Source organism: Pandoraea sp. SD6-2 (genome assembly GCF_000389825.1).
In the GTDB taxonomy this organism is placed as follows: Bacteria; Pseudomonadota; Gammaproteobacteria; order Burkholderiales; family Burkholderiaceae; genus Pandoraea; species Pandoraea communis.
Map to the genome: position 1 here is coordinate 141,700 of NZ_KB944444.1, position 15,736 is coordinate 157,435.

The following is a 15,736-nucleotide window of genomic DNA, read 5'->3' on the forward strand; positions in this document are numbered from 1 at the left end:
GGCGTGTTTCGTGCCGTCGGGCCGGTACCCGTTTTCCAAAGCGAATTTCGTGGAGCGACGAAAACGGGTAGCGGCCCGGCGGCCGACCGCTGAGGGAAGCGCAGGTCAGCCGTCAGCAACCGGCAAAGCAAATCAACGAACGGCGCGCCAACTGGCGCTATGCGCCTCAAGCCAGTTTTCAGCGAGCTTCGGATCTCCGTGACGGTTCGGATGAAACGAGGGCGCGAGGTACTTGAGCATTGGCCCGGTGCTGCGCCAGACGATGCCATCCCGGCCGAAGAACATCGTGGTGAATCCCCACCAGGTACGCGGCTTGAAGAGCGTGCCGTCGTGCCAGAGGTTATTGATCGTCTGCGCATGGCTTTCCAGCGCGAACATGAACAGCACATAGAGATAGGTCAGGATGCGCTGACGCTCGCTGCCCCCGAGTGTGCGATACAGATCGAACGCGACGGCCTTGTGCTCGGTTTCTTCGGCCGCATGCCATTGCCACATCAGGCGCATCTTCGGCGCTGCCTTCGCGAGCCAGCGGTCGTAACGAAGTGCGCCATCGCCGAACACGGCCGTGCAGTGCTCGTATGCAGCCGTCACGGCGAGCATATACATCGGCGAGAGCTTGCGGCGGCGAGCCCATTGAATGCGGGCCGTCGCCCAGTTTTCCCAGTGATTGACCAGCCCCTGCCTGGCCAACTGCGCGTTGTACTGGCCATGCAGATGACGATGTGTCGCCTCTTGTCCGATGAACTGCGCGATGTCGGCACGTAACTTGTCGTAGCGGGCATCGTCGGGCAGATGGTCCATCGTGTCGCGCACCGAATCGATGAACGACTGCTCGCCAACCGGGAAGCTCATCGACAGCGCGTTGTAGTACATCGTGCGGTACGCGTCGCCGCTATGCCAATGACGGTCGAAGCCACTGGCGAGGTCGACCGTCAGCTTGCGTACGGTCAGGGCGGAAATGTCGTTGCTCATGGTGTCTCGGCTCTCCGGCGATATTGGCGAATTTGCGGCACTCGCTGAGTGCGGAAGGCTCGCCTTGTCGCCGTCACTTGAGTTTTGTCTTGAATGTGAGCATTATTCATTTTTCAGGCGTCTTGCCGCAACTCGCTTCCCGCTCAGGTTTTTCAACATGTTCACACCCAAGCCGCCCGTTACCCCGAACGCCCCGTCAACCATGAGAAAGCGGCCGATGCAGGCACGCGCGCAACACACCGTCGAGACGATTTTCGAGGCCACTGCTCAGGTTCTGGACGAAGAAGGCGAGGCCGCGCTCACCACCAATCGTATCGCTCGGAAGGCCGGCTTCTCTATCGGCACGCTTTACCAGTACTTCCCGACCAAAGAAGCGATTCTGCTGGCGATGATCGCGCGTGAACGTCGCCGCGTGATGGACGAACTCAATGAACGTATTGCCCGAGCCGCCGAAGAAGGCGCAGACCCCGAGCGTGTGATCCGTGAGCGGCTTCGGGTGCTCATCGAAGCGTTCGGCGCGGGCGGGCGCGTGAAGCGCTCGCTCATCAAGATGGCGTGGCAACTCGATCATCACGAGAACATCATGCAAGCCATGCGCGAGGCAGCCGAACATATCGCCGTCGCCATGTCGCGGCGCGACGCCCCAGAGATGCGTCCGCCCACCGCCGCCACCATCTTCGTGCTCACACGCGCCGTCATGGGCACGCTGCGCTCCGCCGCGCTTGAAGACTCCCCGTTGCTCGGCACGCCCGAGTTTGAAGACGAACTCTACCGGTTATGTTGGGGGCTGCTGCGCGCAGACGGCTAAGGCTCAAAGCGCCGGCCGGTGCTTCCCGTCGCGGTCGTTTGTTCGACGTTCGACGTTCCATGTCCGTCGGCACGTCATGGCGTCTTCTCGCCAGCCGGGCCGGTACCGTGTTCCTGTGCGGTGTACCGGTCGTCGTTACATGGCGTGCACGTCGCCGCTGATCCAGCAGCCGGCGGCAGCATCGAGCGGATCGCGCAACGTGACGGTGATGGCGGAGGGATGCCCCATTGCCACCCCCTGGCGCACGACGACGCCACGCTCGCCGGGCGCGAGCCAGCCGTAGCGGCGCGCACCGTAGAGCAGGGCGGCGGCCGCTATGCCGGTCGCCGCATCTTCCGGATAGCCGGAAGCGCGCGGGAACTGACGCGCTTGCAGTACCGGTAACGCACGTCCGTTGCCAACGTCTTCCCGGGCACACGGGTACAGGCCGGTGGACCCGATGGCGTCGCATGTGGCGAGCATCGTCGTAAAGTCGGGTGCCAACGCCTGTAACTGTTCGACGCTGCGTAGCGGCACCAGCGTCTTCACGCGGCTGGTCGCGGCGTTACAGATACCTTCGAGCGCGATGTCGTCAGGTGAGATTCGCAGCGCCGCGCAAATGGCGGCGATGGCGCTGGCATCGATGACCGGTTCGGTGCGCCCGGCCGGCTGGCTCACTTCGATATGCTCGCCATCCGACGCGAGGCGGCCTTCGACCCGTCCGCTGAGCGTCTCAATCGTGACGGGGCTGCCATCCCATCGCCCGGCGCGACGCAACACCCACAACGCCCCCAGCGTCGCGTGTCCACACATCTCCATCTCGTGATTCGGTACAAAGAATCGAAAACGCCAGGCATTGCCCGCGTGTTCTGGAGCCATCACGAACGCGCTCTCGTGGCCATAGTGCGCAGCCACGGCACGCATGTCGTCTGCGGTCATGGCATCCGCATCGAGCACGATGGGCGCCGGATTGCCACCGTTCTCGGCAGCGGGAAACACACTCACCAACGAGACCGTCGCCGGCGTGGGGAGAGAAAGAGCAGTGGGTGACGTCATGGCGATAGGTGACTCGGAAAATGTCTCGGCGGGAGGCCTTGCACGACGTCTCGCTCCATCTCGCGACGGGCATTGCAGTGCACCGCGTGATGCCTCCCGAAAACGTCTAGGTTACGCGCCAAGCCGCCTGGCTGTCAGGTGGCGATGTGACGAATTTTCGATGGCTTTTCAGACACGTCCTTATCGGCATACGCATGTCAGCCTCCGGACGCACCGCGCTGCGCGGCATTGCGACGCTGACATCGCTCGCAACGCCGCATTGTGTCAGCTCGCGATGAACGTCGTGTCAACACGACATTTTCGGCGTACGCGGTTTCGGCATGTGGCCAATGGCCGGGCAAGCGTTCGAAATGGAGCGGTGTCCTATGGTTTACAATCCCGTCGGCCTCCCAATGACGAAAGGGGATGGCAGGGTGAGAAACGTCGCCCAACGGCCCGCTGGCCGGGGGCGACGTCCGGAGACAATGCGTCCGGACTTTGCGCGATCGGTTCTCTTATGGCGAGAACCGTGAGGTCTGCTTGTATCTGAGCACGGTCTGGGCAACAACGTGCCGCTCGCGATGGTTGCACTCTCGGTCGGCGCGGCAGGCATGCATTGCCACGATGCCGGTGTTCTGGACTTACCCGAGCGCGCCCCTTGCCGGTATCCGGTGGGGCGAAGGGTGACATGGCCCGCTTTCGCACCGCCAGCGTGAAGTCAACAAAAAAGCTGGCCTAGGCCAGCTTTTTTGTTGGATGCTGCGGTGTTCCCGGGCGGTCCTCACAGACCGCCCGCATCGCATGCTTTCCCGTCTTAGGCCTTCGTGGCGCTTTCCAGTGCCGCGTTGAACGTCTTGCTCGGACGCATGACCTGATCGAGCTTCTCGAAGTCCGGCTTGTAGTAGCCGCCGATGTCCGTCGGCTTGCCCTGCACGCTGGCGAATTCGCTCGCGATGGTCTTCTCGTTCTCGGTCAGTTGCTTGGCGAGCGAGGTGAAGGCCTTGGCCAGTTCGGCGTCGTCCTTCTGCTCGGCCAGCTCCTGCGCCCAGTACATTGCCAGATAGAACTGGCTGCCGCGGTTGTCCAGCTCGCCGGTCTTCGGCGACGGGCTCTTGTTGTTGTCGAGCAGCTTGCCGGTAGCGGCGTCCAGCGTCTTGGCGAGGATCTTGGCGCGTTGGTTGCCCGTCTTGATACCCAGGTCTTCCAGCGAGACGGCCAATGCCAGGAATTCACCCAGCGAATCCCAGCGCAGGTGGTTCTCTTCCACCAGTTGCTTCACATGCTTCGGTGCCGAGCCACCAGCACCCGTTTCGTACATGCCGCCACCAGCCATGAGCGGCACGATCGACAGCATCTTGGCGCTGGTGCCGAGTTCCATGATCGGGAACAGGTCGGTCAGGTAATCGCGCAGAATGTTGCCGGTCACCGAGATGGTGTCCAGACCGCGGATCACGCGCTCGAGCGTGTAACGCATGGCGCGCACTTGCGACATGATCTGGATGTCGAGGCCGTTGGTATCGTAATCCTTCAGGTACGTCTCGACCTTCTTGATCAGTTCGGCTTCGTGCGGACGGTACGGGTCGAGCCAGAACACGGCCGGCATGCCCGAGTTGCGCACGCGGTTCACGGCGAGCTTCACCCAGTCACGGATCGGTGCGTCCTTGACCTGGCACATACGCCAGATGTCGCCGGCTTCCACGTTCTGCGAGAGCAGCACTTCGCCCGTGGCGATGTCGACGATGTTCGCCACACCGTCTTCGGCAATTTCGAACGTCTTGTCGTGCGAGCCGTACTCTTCTGCCTTCTGAGCCATCAGGCCCACGTTCGGCACCGTACCCATCGTGGTCGGGTCGAAGTTGCCGTTCGTCTTGCAGAAGTTGATGATTTCCTGATAAATGCGGGCGAACGTGCTTTCCGGGATCACGGCCTTCGTGTCCTTCGGACGGCCGTCGGCGCCCCACATCTTGCCGCCGATACGGATCATGGCCGGCATCGAGGCATCGACGATCACGTCGTTCGGTGCGTGCAGGTTCGAGATGCCCTTGGCCGAGTCGACCATCGCCAGTTCCGGACGGTGCTCGTGGCAGGCGTGCAGATCGCGGATGATCTCTTCTCGCTGCGAGCTGGGCAGCGCTTCGATCTTCTCGTACAGGTTCACGAGACCGTTGTTGACGTTCACGCCCAGTTCGTCGAACAGCTTGCCGTGCTTTTCGAAGGCTTCCTTATAGAAGATCTTCACGGCGTGACCGAACACGATCGGGTGCGAGACCTTCATCATGGTGGCCTTCACGTGCAGCGAGAACATCACGCCGGTCTTGCGCGCGTCTTCCATCTGCTCTTCGTAGAAGTCGCACAGCGCCTTCTTGCTCATGAACATGCTGTCGATGATTTCGCCGTCGAGCAGCGAGACCTTCGGCTTCAGAACGATCGTCTTGCCGCTCTTGGTGACGAGCTCCATCTTGACGTCGCGGGCGCGGTCGAGCGTCATCGACTTTTCGCCGTGGTAGAAGTCGCCATGCTTCATGTGCGCAACGTGCGTGCGCGAAGCCATGCTCCACTCGCCCATGCTGTGCGGGTGCTTTCTGGCGTAGTTCTTGACGGCGAGCGGGGCGCGACGATCCGAGTTGCCTTCGCGCAGCACCGGGTTCACGGCCGAGCCGAGGCACTTCGAGTAGCGCTTCTGAATAGCCTTGTCTTCGTCGGTCTTCGGATCTTCCGGATAGTCCGGAATCTTGTAGCCCTTCGATTGCAGTTCCTTGACGGCGCTCTGGAGCTGGAACACCGATGCGCTGATGTTCGGCAGCTTGATGATGTTCGTGTCCGGTTCTTGCGTCAGACGGCCCAGCTCGGCGAGGTTATCCGGCACGCGCTGTTCTTCCGTCAGGAATTCGGGGAACTCGCCGAGGATACGGGCCGAGACCGAAATGTCGCTCGTCTCGACCGACACGCCCGCCGGTGCCGTGAACGTACGAATGATCGGGAGGAAGGAACTGGTGGCCAGAAGCGGTGCTTCGTCGGTCAGGGTGTAGATGATGCTGGGTTGCTGCGTACTCATCGCTGGTCTCGGATTCAAGAAGCAGGGAAAGGTGGGGGAACGCCGCTGACTGAGGTGCCAGTCCGCTAGCCATGACAAATTTCCCCGATTGTGACACGGGTCGGGGGCAAAACTGAAATGCCTTTTCGTAATGTGAATGCTTTGGTCTTATATAAGACTGCCTCTGTAGGCCCCATAACTTCGTGCAAAATCCCGCAACGTGCGGCGGGGCGTGGATCAGGGGGTGTGTTGATGGGGGACGCTGGGAAGATAAATATTAATGAATTTTATCTTTTAATAGAAATAATCTATTGAAAAGGGAGCGCCGAAGTCGGGTTCACCAGGCGAACCCTGAGCGAATGTCGTGGACGCGCCTCCGGATTCCCCGCTTGCCATGCCTATATCGTTGCGCTTTAATGGCGCCCACGCGCCGGCCCTGGGACGCCGCGCGTTCACTGCCGTTGCTGCAATGAAAACAGGTAGGCGCGCGACAGTGAGATTCGGCTGTACAAAGCAAAACCAAAAAATAGACCAGCAAGAGGCTACCGGCGCGGCCGGAGTCTCGTCGTATCGGGGATTCTTGGCATGTCCGTTCTATCGTTTCGCTGGCGCGCGTTCGTTGCGGCGGCGTTTTCCGTTGTTCTCGCCGGCGGGGCATACGCTTCCGAAGGCGCTGTAGTCGACGCTCGTTCCTTTGCTCAGCCAGGCTCGTCAGATTCGCCCGATGCAAAAGATCAGGCGCTTCAACAGGCGCGCGCATTGATGCACGCGAAGTCGCCCGATGCGGCCTACGCGGTGCTCGCTCCGCTGGAGGATCGTCTGGCCGGGGATTCGGCGTATGACTATCTGCTTGGCATCGCCGCGGCGGATAGCCGTCATCTCGAGGTTGCCGAACGAGCGTTGAAGCGCAGTGCTGCGGCGCGTCCCGATGACGGCCCCACGCATCTCGAGCTTGCCAGAACCTATTTCCTGCTGGGGCAACGCGAGAATGCGCGGCGCGAATTCGAAAGCGTGGCCGCAGGCGATGTGCCGGAAGGGGTGCGCCCGGTCATTCAGGCTTATCTGAACGCGATCAATGCGCCGGTGGGCGTGCGCACCGCGTGGTCGGGATACGTGCAAGGCAATTTCGGACGCGACACCAACGCCAACAACGCGACGACCAACTCGTCGATTGCCATTCCGTCGCTCGGCGGTCTGGTGTTCGTTCTCGACGGCAGCGCCCGCGGCACGCCCGCGAATTTTGGCGATGTGAGCGGTGGGTTGTCGGTGCGTCATGCCGTGACGGAGAACCTCGTGGTGTCGGGCGGTGCCGACATTGATATTCGCCGATATGGCGGCAACGCCCGGGGGTTCGATCAGGGCAGCTATATGTTCCAGCTTGGGGCGAACTGGCTATCCGGTGCAAACAACTTCGGCCTGCAATATGCCAATCAGCACATGTGGCTGGACGCGGAGAGCTATCGCAATCTGAACGGTTTCACGGCGCAGTGGACGCGAGATCTGGGTGACAGCCTTCAGGCTGCGGCGTTCGCGCAGTACACGCCGCTGCGCTATATGGGAACAGACGCGCGCGATGTGAACCGCGCGTTGGGCGGCGCCTCCATCGTCAAGGGATTCACGTCGGTGTATGGCGAGCCGGTGGTGTTTGCGTCGATGTATGCGGGACGTGAGAGTCCCAAGGACAACAATGCTGCGGCGTTCGGCAATCACCTGTGGGGCGGACGCTTCGGTGGCGAATGGCATGCGATGCCTAATCAGGTGCTGTTTGCGAACGTGAGCTTCGAGCGGCGCAACTACGACACGCTCGACAGCATGTTTCTCGTCGAGCGCCGCGACCGCCAGCTAGATGTGCGAGCGGGCTATTCGTATTTCGTGACGAAGGCATTTTCAGTCACACCGCAATACAGCTTCACTCGCAACCGTTCCAGTCTGACGCTGTATGACTATCACCGCAGCGTTTATGAAGTTGTGGCGCGTTATGACTTCCGCTGACACTTCGCGGGTGCGTGCCCGGTCTGTTTCCGACTTCGATATGTTGCCTTGCCGTCCTGATATGGAGCGAAAAATGACGTTGCGCAAACCGATACTGACCCGGGGGGTGTCTCGCGACGCCTTCCGGCGTGTGGCGGCACTTCTGAGTGCAATGCCGTGCTTGATGGTGGCCGGGATTTCGCCAGCCGCCGCTCAGACCGCGATCCCGGATTTCGGCCGCTTCGCGCAACCCTCGGCACCGGGGAGTACTGTGCCGAGCGGCGCCGGTGGTAGTTTCACACAACTGAATCCGGGGCTTTATGTTCAGGTGCTGGACGGCTTGATCAACGTGACGAATCCTGGTGGCACGCAGCAGTTCGTTGCGGGACAGTTCGGCTTCACGCCGCAGCTCGCCACGCCGCCGGTCTTCATGCCCGTGAATCCTGGGCTGACGTTCACGCCGCCGTCCGTTTTTCGGGATCCGCCGCCTAATGTCGTGACGGCAGTCATTCCCCCTGTCGTGATACCGCCGGCCGCGCTGCCCAGCGTGCTGGCAAGTGGTTCGGGCTATTACCTGATGAACTGGGGCTCGGACGGTCTTGGTAATCTTGGCTCGGGAACGGCGACGTTCAATGTGTTGAACTGGCTGACCAACTTCACGGGATCGACCATGCCGTTCGCCGTGAATTCGACGTTGACGGCGATTGAGGTCGGCAAGCTCGACGACCTCGGTTGGGGGAGATGGACGTCGGGGAGTGTGTCCGATCACAACGTGGCGTTCGATCTGTCGACGTGGCGCTCAGGCATGCCATACCTCGTGGGGCGCCCGACGCTGGATGCCAATCTGCCGGTGTCGGGCACGATGACCTACGCGCTCGCCGGCGCAACGAAAGCTGTCGACATGACGACGGGCGCGGTTGGCACGCTATCGGGGGCGCTCAGCATTGCGTTTCAGAATGGGCAGTACAACGTCACGCCTAATTTGAATATTGCGATGCCCGGACAGACCTACGTGACGGGATCGGGGATCACGAGAGTCGGCCCGGATGGCGCACGGGGTACGTTCACCACCATGACACAGAACGTGACTGGTGGCGCGTGCGCGGGCAGCGCCTGCACGTTTTCGACGCAGGGCATGCTCACGGGCGCGGCGGCGAACAACGCGGGGATCGTTTATTCGCTGACGGGACCGGAGACGCGAGTGATCGGTGCAGCGGGGTTCAAGCGCTGATGATGGGGTGAGGCGATAGAGGCGTGCGGTGCGTCTGAAACCGTTGCACCGCTGGATATGCTGTCTGTTCGCCTATGAAAAATTGGTCCCGACCGGCAGAAGTCAGTATTAAAACAAGGGCTTGAGAGTGCCAGCCCAGGTTCGCCGATCGTCTCAAGACAACCCGTCACGCCATCTCGACTGATTACGCTGGACCGGTCTTCTCGCGCACCGGCTTCGCGGACGCCAGCGGCAGACCATCGATGCTCACCTGCAGGCCGTCCTGCCAGCCCGGAACCGGTGAGCGCAGCGTAAGGACCGAACCTGCGCCGCGGACAATCGCGTCGACGATCGCCAGACCAAGCCCGCTGCCTGTGGCGGTAGTCGCGCCGCGCTCGAACGGTTTCGTCAGGCGCTCAAGTTCATCGTCCGGCAGCACGGGTCCTTGATTCCTTACCCTGAGCGTACCGGCGACCGACAGCACAATCTCCACCGGTTTCCCGGGCGCACCGTGTTTGAGTGCATTTTCAACCAGATTGCGCACGACGATGGCGAATGCGTCCGGATCGATCCACGACGGTACGGGCTGGTCGGGCACGTCGAGCTGGATCGGCTGCGCCGATGCAACGCGCCGAAAATCCTCGACGACAAGCTCCAGCACCGGGCGCAGATCCTGCGGCGCGTCCCCGAGCACGCGTCCATTTTCGGCCTTCGCGAGTTGCATGAGCCTTTCGCTGACCCGCGACAAAGTGTGCAGGGCTCTCTCGACATGCTGTACGCGTTCCCGCGTGGCGGCGGAAGGCATTTCGGCCATGAGGCGCTGCGTCTGCGCGAGGGCTGCGGCAATTGGCGTGCGCAACTCGTGCGCGCTATTGGCAGTGAAGCTGCGCTCCGCAGCCAGCGCGCGGTCCAGGCGAGCCATCAGGTCGTTGACCGCGTCGGCGACCGGCGCGACCTCCGTCGGCAGTTCCTTCTTTTCGAGTGGGGTCAGGTCATTCTGGCCGCGTGCAGCGATGCTGTCGCAGAAGCGCCGGATTGGCCGTAGCCCGGTGCGGACAATCAGCCAGATGCCGCACAGGCCGACCGGCAGAAACAGGATGAGGACCCTGGCGACCGCGAGCGCGGCCTCAATCACTGCATGCCGGCGCGTGGCGAGCGGCTCGGCGATCATCAGGGAGATCGTGCCCTGCAAGCCCGGTTCGGCGTAAATCCGGTGCGACGCCGTGGAAGTGAAACCTGCTTTCAGGTCAGGCGGGAAGATGGCGAGATCGGCGTCGTGCGATTGCAGCAGGAGCTTGCCACTGTCATCGCGAACCGCGTAGGTCAGCAATTCGTCGTGCGGGCGAACGGCTGCGATACGGCGGCTGCCATCGTCATCGCCATCCGAATCGCGCCCGACGATATCCATGATGGCGAGCGGCAACAGGCGCTGCGCCGTTTCCTGCAACGCACTGTCCGACATCTGATCGACTTCGTGGCGCAGCACGTAGAATGAAGCGGCCGCAGCCGCGAGCGATAGCACCGCGAGCCCTGCAACCAGTGCTGCCGCCAGTCGACTTTGCAGGCTGCGCAGCATGGTCAGTCCAGTTTCAGCCGATAGCCGAGCCCACGCAAGGTCTCGATGACATCGGCACCGAGCTTCTTGCGCAGCCGGCTCATATGTACCTCGATGGCGTTGCTGCCAATTTCCTCGTTGAAGGAATAAAGGCGATCCTCCAGCCGGCTCCTTGATACGATCATCCCCGGATGCCGGATCAGGGCTTCGAGAAGCGCCCATTCACTGGCGGTCAGGTCGATGCGCGCGGCACCCCGCATCACGCTGCGTCCCGCCGTATCGATACGCAGTTCGCCGAGATTGACCAGGGGATTCGGATTGCCCGAATACCGGCGCGACACCGCGCTCACCCGCGCGGAAAGCTCGGACAGGTCGAATGGTTTGACGAGATAGTCATCCGCGCCGGCGTTCAGGCCGTCGATACGATTCGACACCTGGTCGAGCGCTGTCAGGATGATGACGGGCACGGTCGATCCACTCGCACGAAGCTGTCGCAGGAAGTCGAGCCCCCTGCCATCGGGAAGCAGCAGATCGAGCAGGACCAGATCGTAGTTGGCGGCCGCGAGGTGTCGGCGTGCTTCGGCGAGGTTGGTGACGAAGTCGGTCGGATGTCCGTCTTTCTCGATCTGGTCGCGAACGGCCTCCCCGAGCCAAGGCTCATCCTCGATGAGAAGGACTCTCATTAAGATCTCCCTGATGGGTGTCTCGCGTGACTTTGCCATGCGAACCTGTCGCGAACATGACGGAAATTTCCTGTGTCCGCAAGCTTGGCTTCAGGTTTGGGGTGCATTGTGGCGTCTAAGGATGGGAACGGGAGATGTTAGTTATGAAACACCTGCGAATAGCCAGACGCCTGGTGCTCACGATGTTTGTCCTTGTCGGCGCTGTCGGCATCCACTATCCCGCACAGGCGCACGACAGCGACGATTGCGAGGCCCCGGTCAACGCCTGGAAGCCGCGTGATGCCGTCCGGACGATGGCGCAGCAAAAGGGGTGGCAGATCGACAGGCTCAGGATCGACGACGGTTGCTACGAGGTCAAGGGGCGTGATGCCGATGGCCGGCGTTTCAAGGCAAAACTTGATCCTGTCACCCTCGATATCGTCCGCATGAAGCGTGAAGACGACGACCACGACGGAGCACGCGGACGCCTGCCGGATGCGAATTCTGGCAAGCCACCGGCTGACGCACCCTCCGAAGGTTTGCTGAAGCCCGGCACGAAGCCCCGGGTCCAGATCCGCTGACCCTTTATCGCCGATGCACCGCGTACCTCATCGGCGTTGGCCCTGCTGAAGCAGCGGCAGGCCAATGCGATGGGTGCGATGCCCCCCTTTTGCCTAAATCAGGAGAATCCAGATGAAACACGCATTCCCGATTGCCGTGCTTGCCGGTGCGCTTGCTGCTCCTTCACTTGCATCCGCGCGTCAGGTTTCGTTCGAAACGCAACTGTCGAACTATGGGGGAGATGGCGCTTACGTTGCCATGTATGTCACCGATCGCACCGGACGGTATCAGGGCACGCTGTGGGTGGCGGGGCGGAAAGCCAAGTACTACCGACACCTGCGCGACTGGTATCGCGCCACAGGCGGCACCGCAAAGGTGGACGGCATTACGGGCGCCAGCGTCGGCGCAGGCAAGACGCTGCGTGCGACGCTGGATCTTTCCGACACGCTGCTCGACGCCGGATATGAGGTCCACATCGACACCGCGGTCGAGGACATGAAGGAGTACCCATCCGAGGTCGTCGTGCCGTTGACCACCTCGGGCGCAAACAAGACGGTCAAGGGGAGCGGCTATGTGAAGTCGTTCCGCTATTCCCTGTAGCCAGGGGCAGGCGAGGAGGTGCCCGATGTTACGCAAGCTCCATTCAATCCCCGGTCTCATCGCTGCATTGCTGATGACGATCGTCGCCTTGACAGGCGCGGTGTTGTCAGTAAATCCGGCACTTGAGCACGCAAGTGCCGTCCGCCCAGACCTGGCGCCGTTGAGCGTGGCAACGCTCGCCAGCCGCGTGAGCACCTCGGTGCCCGGCGTCGAAACGCTCATGCGCCGACCGTCAGGGGAGATCATCGCGTACTACCATGTTGGCGGCGAACAGCGTGCATCGATCATTGATCCCGTGACCGGCAAGGCTGTCGGCGACTATCGCCCATCGCCTGTCGAGCGTTGGCTGAAGAACCTCCACCGCAAGCTCTTTCTCGGCGACGCTGGCCGGATAGCAACAGGCGCGACTGCCGCCTTCATGCTGTTCGCGGTGTTGTCTGGGCTTGTTTTGCTCGCACGCCGGATGGGCGGGTGGACGCATATTTTGGCCCCGATCCGGGGTGACGGGTTGCAGCGACTGCATAACGAGACTGCGCGAGCCGTGCTTGCCGGGCTCACGCTGTCGGCGATGACCGGGGTGGTCATGTCGTTGACGACGTTCGGCGTGATCCCGGAAGGCGGCGCGCAGGAGCCCAGCCTCAGCGTTTCGGCAATCACCCCGTCCCCGATGCCACTGCGGCAGTTGTCTGCACTGGCAATCGACGTCTCCAGGCTGCGTCAGTTGACGTTTGCCAACGCGGCCGACCCGAGCAGCGTCATCGAAGTGAATACGACGGATGGCGCCGGTTATGTCGATCCATCGTCAGGCAGATGGCTTGCCTTTCAGCCGGTCGACGCCTGGCAACGTTTGCACGGGATGGTCCGCATGCTGCACACGGGCGAAGGTCTATGGTGGCTTGGGCTGATCCTCGGCGCATCGTCGGCATCGGTGCCGTTGTTGGCCACCACCGGCGTGTTGCTGTGGCTGCGTCGTCGACGGAGCATGCCGAAGCTCGCCTGCAACGTGCCGGCACGCGACGCAGATACGGTGTTGCTAGTGGGTACGGAGGGCAATAGCACGTGGGGCTTTGCTTCGGCACTGCATGCAGCACTGACCAGGGCTGGCTTTCGCGTGCATGTTGCGCCGATGAACGATCTTGCAGCCGACTACCGCGGCCTGCGGTATCTGCTGGTCCTGACGGCGACCCATGGTGACGGCGATGCGCCGGAGAGCGCTGTACGATTCCTGCCGAAGCTCGAGCGTCTGATGATCCCTGGCGGGGTGGCGTTCGGGGTGTTGGGCTTCGGCGACCGTCAGTTTCCTCATTTTTGCGGGTATGCGCGAACGGTTCATGACGCGCTGACGGCCAAGGGGCTAGACGCACTGACCGATCCGGGCACGGTTGACCGGCAGTCTGAACCCGAATTCCGGCAGTGGTGCACGGGGCTCGCCGAAAGGCTCGGCGTGTCGCTCGATATTCGCTACACGCCATTGCTGCCTCCCACGATACCGCTCAAGCTCGTCTCACGAGACGACTACGGTGCCGATAAAGAGGACATGACTTCGGTGCTGCGCTTCATGCCTGCCGAGGGGGCAAGATACTGGGCCCTCCTGCTACGGCGGCGGCTGCCTCGGTTCGAGACGGGGGATCTGCTCGGCGTCGTGCCGCCGGGCGCCACCTCGCCCCGGTACTACTCGCTCGCGAGCGCGGCGGCGGACGGCGTGGTCGAGATCTGCGTGCGGCGTCACCAGAACGGCGTGTGTTCCGGGTATCTCACGGACCTGCGGCCCGGCGAAACGATTGAGGCATTCATGCGGCCGCACGCGTGTTTTCGGCCGGGGGCCGGAAGTGCTCCGGTGATCCTGATCGGGGCCGGTACTGGGATCGGTCCACTGATCGGGTTCATCCGGCACAACGCGGTTCGTCGTCCGATGCACCTGTATTTCGGTGCGCGCGACGCTGACGATGGCTTCCTGTATCGCGACGAACTCAAGCATCTGGTAGCCGACCGGCGACTGCGGGCGCTCACGACTGCCTTCTCACGTTCCGGAAGCCGGAGCTATGTGCAGGAGCGCCTTGTCGCCGATGCGCAGAGCCTGCGCACGCTGGTTGCGCACGGCGCGCAAATCATGGTGTGCGGCGGCCGCAGGATGGCGGAAGGTGTCGCGCAGGCGTGGGAACGTATTTTGATGGATACCGGCTTGTCCGTCGAACAATTGAGAGCGCAGGGGCGCTATGTCGAAGATGTCTATTGAAGCGTTGCCAGACGCGCAACTTAAGCTCTGGCGCCTTAGCGGCGCGACGATGGGAACCCGCTACACTGCGGCCTTCCATGCGTCGCCGACGACGGATGAAAAGGAACTGGCGGCGCGGCTTGCGGCGGCGGTTGGCGCGGTTGACGAGCAGATGTCGAACTGGAAGGAAAGCTCCGACCTGTCGCGGCTGAATTGTGCCGAGCTGGACTGCTGGGTGCCGGTATCCAGAAGTCTTGCGGTTTTGCTCGCACGTGCGCTGGAGATTGGCCGTGATACGCACAACGCCTTCAACATCGGCGTCGGTGACCTTGTTGGTATGTGGGGTTTTGGGCCATCGGGCGAGCAGCGTGCACATCATCCAGGCGCGGTGGAGACGTCGCGAGCGAGCCCATGTTCGTCTGTGAGCGATCTGATCGACGTGGATGTGCAACAGTGCCGGGTGCGCAAGCGTGGATCGGTTGCGTTGGATCTGTGTGGCATTGCAAAGGGATTCGGCGTCGACGAACTGGCACGCGTGTTGAACGAGCACGGGATCGGCTCATGGCTTGTTGGCATCGACGGTGAAATGCGCGCTTGCGGAAGCAAGCCGGATGGGTCGCTGTGGGCGATTGCGCTTGAAGCCCCGGATGACGAGCGGCATACCGCAATGAGTGTGATCGAACTAAGTAATGCCGCCATTGCGACGTCCGGCGACTACCGTCACTGGGCCGACATCGACGGTGTGCGTGTCTCGCACACAATGGATCCCAGAACCGGTGCGCCACTGTGCAGTTCCGTTGCGTCGGTGACGGTCATTGCACCGACATGCGCGGACGCGGACGCTTACGCGACAGCCTTGTTGGTGCTAGGCGTGGATGCAGGGCGAGATTATGCCCAGCGCCGGCGCCTCGACGCACTCTTCGTCGTGCGCGACGGCGGAGCGCTGCGCATGATCGGGACTGGCTGTTTTGCCAACGAGCAGCAGGCAGATTAAAGGCAAATACGTTTGCCGACAGGAAGGGCAGGGCATCGATCGTGATGCCTCGTTTTCCGCGCAGCCCGGGAGCCGCTGCGAAGTGAGGGGGCTCTTTGGGCAATGCTGCATGAAGCAGGCCGATGCGTAGGCAGAATGAT

At 62.2% G+C, this 15,736-nt stretch carries 12 protein-coding genes; 7 read left to right on the forward strand and 5 right to left on the reverse strand.

Features of this window, described 5'->3' with window-relative positions:
* Positions 1-132 precede the first annotated feature (132 nt).
* Positions 133-972, reverse strand: a complete 840-nt coding sequence (locus C266_RS13605) for a metal-dependent hydrolase (RefSeq protein WP_010805925.1) — start codon at positions 970-972, stop codon at positions 133-135.
* Between the two features lie 202 nt (positions 973-1,174).
* Here C266_RS13605 and C266_RS13610 point away from each other — a divergent pair, with 202 nt between their 5' ends.
* Entirely contained in the window at positions 1,175-1,780 is a 606-nt protein-coding gene (locus C266_RS13610; protein WP_051126306.1) for a TetR/AcrR family transcriptional regulator, read from the forward strand.
* Positions 1,781-1,915: 135 nt separating this feature from the next.
* Here C266_RS13610 and C266_RS13615 read toward each other — a convergent pair whose 3' ends face one another.
* Both C266_RS13615 and C266_RS13620 read right to left on the reverse strand, forming a co-directional pair.
* Complete coding sequence (locus C266_RS13615; RefSeq protein WP_051126308.1) at positions 1,916-2,815, reverse strand: PhzF family phenazine biosynthesis protein; 900 nt, start codon at positions 2,813-2,815, stop codon at positions 1,916-1,918.
* A gap of 793 nt (positions 2,816-3,608) precedes the next feature.
* Positions 3,609-5,849 (reverse strand): NADP-dependent isocitrate dehydrogenase, encoded by a 2,241-nt coding sequence (locus tag C266_RS13620; protein ID WP_010805928.1) that lies wholly within the window; start codon positions 5,847-5,849, stop codon positions 3,609-3,611.
* A 564-nt stretch (positions 5,850-6,413) separates the two neighbouring features.
* Here C266_RS13620 and C266_RS13625 point away from each other — a divergent pair.
* The gene (locus C266_RS13625; RefSeq protein ID WP_010805929.1) at positions 6,414-7,820 is read left to right on the forward strand and encodes a surface lipoprotein assembly modifier; all 1,407 of its coding nucleotides are present in this window, start codon (positions 6,414-6,416) and stop codon (positions 7,818-7,820) included.
* 73 nt (positions 7,821-7,893) lie between these two features.
* Positions 7,894-9,030: a hypothetical protein gene (locus tag C266_RS27920; protein WP_010805930.1), complete on the forward strand. Its 1,137-nt coding sequence runs from the start codon at positions 7,894-7,896 to the stop codon at positions 9,028-9,030.
* A gap of 184 nt (positions 9,031-9,214) precedes the next feature.
* Here C266_RS27920 and C266_RS13635 read toward each other — a convergent pair whose 3' ends face one another.
* Together C266_RS13635 and C266_RS13640 are read right to left on the reverse strand one after the other, a co-directional pair.
* Positions 9,215-10,585: a HAMP domain-containing sensor histidine kinase gene (locus C266_RS13635; protein WP_010805931.1), complete on the reverse strand. Its 1,371-nt coding sequence runs from the start codon at positions 10,583-10,585 to the stop codon at positions 9,215-9,217.
* A 2-nt stretch (positions 10,586-10,587) separates the two neighbouring features.
* Positions 10,588-11,247: a response regulator transcription factor gene (locus tag C266_RS13640; RefSeq protein WP_010805932.1), complete on the reverse strand. Its 660-nt coding sequence runs from the start codon at positions 11,245-11,247 to the stop codon at positions 10,588-10,590.
* 134 nt (positions 11,248-11,381) lie between these two features.
* Here C266_RS13640 and C266_RS13645 point away from each other — a divergent pair, with 134 nt between their 5' ends.
* The 4 genes from C266_RS13645 (at position 11,382) to C266_RS13660 (ending at position 15,596) form a co-directional block, all read left to right on the forward strand.
* Entirely contained in the window at positions 11,382-11,807 is a 426-nt protein-coding gene (locus tag C266_RS13645; RefSeq protein WP_036662943.1) for a PepSY domain-containing protein, read from the forward strand.
* 112 nt (positions 11,808-11,919) lie between these two features.
* Positions 11,920-12,387, forward strand: coding sequence for a DUF2271 domain-containing protein (locus tag C266_RS13650; RefSeq protein ID WP_010805934.1), 468 nt, complete (start codon positions 11,920-11,922; stop codon positions 12,385-12,387).
* Between the two features lie 25 nt (positions 12,388-12,412).
* Complete coding sequence (locus tag C266_RS13655; RefSeq protein WP_010805935.1) at positions 12,413-14,623, forward strand: PepSY domain-containing protein; 2,211 nt, start codon at positions 12,413-12,415, stop codon at positions 14,621-14,623.
* On the forward strand, positions 14,604-15,596 hold the full coding sequence (locus tag C266_RS13660; RefSeq protein ID WP_010805936.1) for an FAD:protein FMN transferase: 993 nt from the start codon (positions 14,604-14,606) through the stop codon (positions 15,594-15,596). Before C266_RS13655 ends, C266_RS13660 begins: the two co-directional genes overlap by 20 nt.
* Positions 15,597-15,736: the final 140 nt, after the last annotated feature.

Coding starts and splice junctions, on each gene's coding strand:
- C266_RS13605 (WP_010805925.1), bottom strand. CDS start 972: ATGAGCAACGACATTTCCGCCCTGACCGTACGCAAGCTGACGGTCGAC.
- C266_RS13610 (WP_051126306.1), top strand. CDS start 1,175: ATGAGAAAGCGGCCGATGCAGGCACGCGCGCAACACACCGTCGAGACG.
- C266_RS13615 (WP_051126308.1), bottom strand. CDS start 2,815: ATGACGTCACCCACTGCTCTTTCTCTCCCCACGCCGGCGACGGTCTCG.
- C266_RS13620 (WP_010805928.1), bottom strand. CDS start 5,849: ATGAGTACGCAGCAACCCAGCATCATCTACACCCTGACCGACGAAGCA.
- C266_RS13625 (WP_010805929.1), top strand. CDS start 6,414: ATGTCCGTTCTATCGTTTCGCTGGCGCGCGTTCGTTGCGGCGGCGTTT.
- C266_RS27920 (WP_010805930.1), top strand. CDS start 7,894: ATGACGTTGCGCAAACCGATACTGACCCGGGGGGTGTCTCGCGACGCC.
- C266_RS13635 (WP_010805931.1), bottom strand. CDS start 10,585: ATGCTGCGCAGCCTGCAAAGTCGACTGGCGGCAGCACTGGTTGCAGGG.
- C266_RS13640 (WP_010805932.1), bottom strand. CDS start 11,247: ATGAGAGTCCTTCTCATCGAGGATGAGCCTTGGCTCGGGGAGGCCGTT.
- C266_RS13645 (WP_036662943.1), top strand. CDS start 11,382: ATGTTAGTTATGAAACACCTGCGAATAGCCAGACGCCTGGTGCTCACG.
- C266_RS13650 (WP_010805934.1), top strand. CDS start 11,920: ATGAAACACGCATTCCCGATTGCCGTGCTTGCCGGTGCGCTTGCTGCT.
- C266_RS13655 (WP_010805935.1), top strand. CDS start 12,413: ATGTTACGCAAGCTCCATTCAATCCCCGGTCTCATCGCTGCATTGCTG.
- C266_RS13660 (WP_010805936.1), top strand. CDS start 14,604: ATGTCGAAGATGTCTATTGAAGCGTTGCCAGACGCGCAACTTAAGCTC.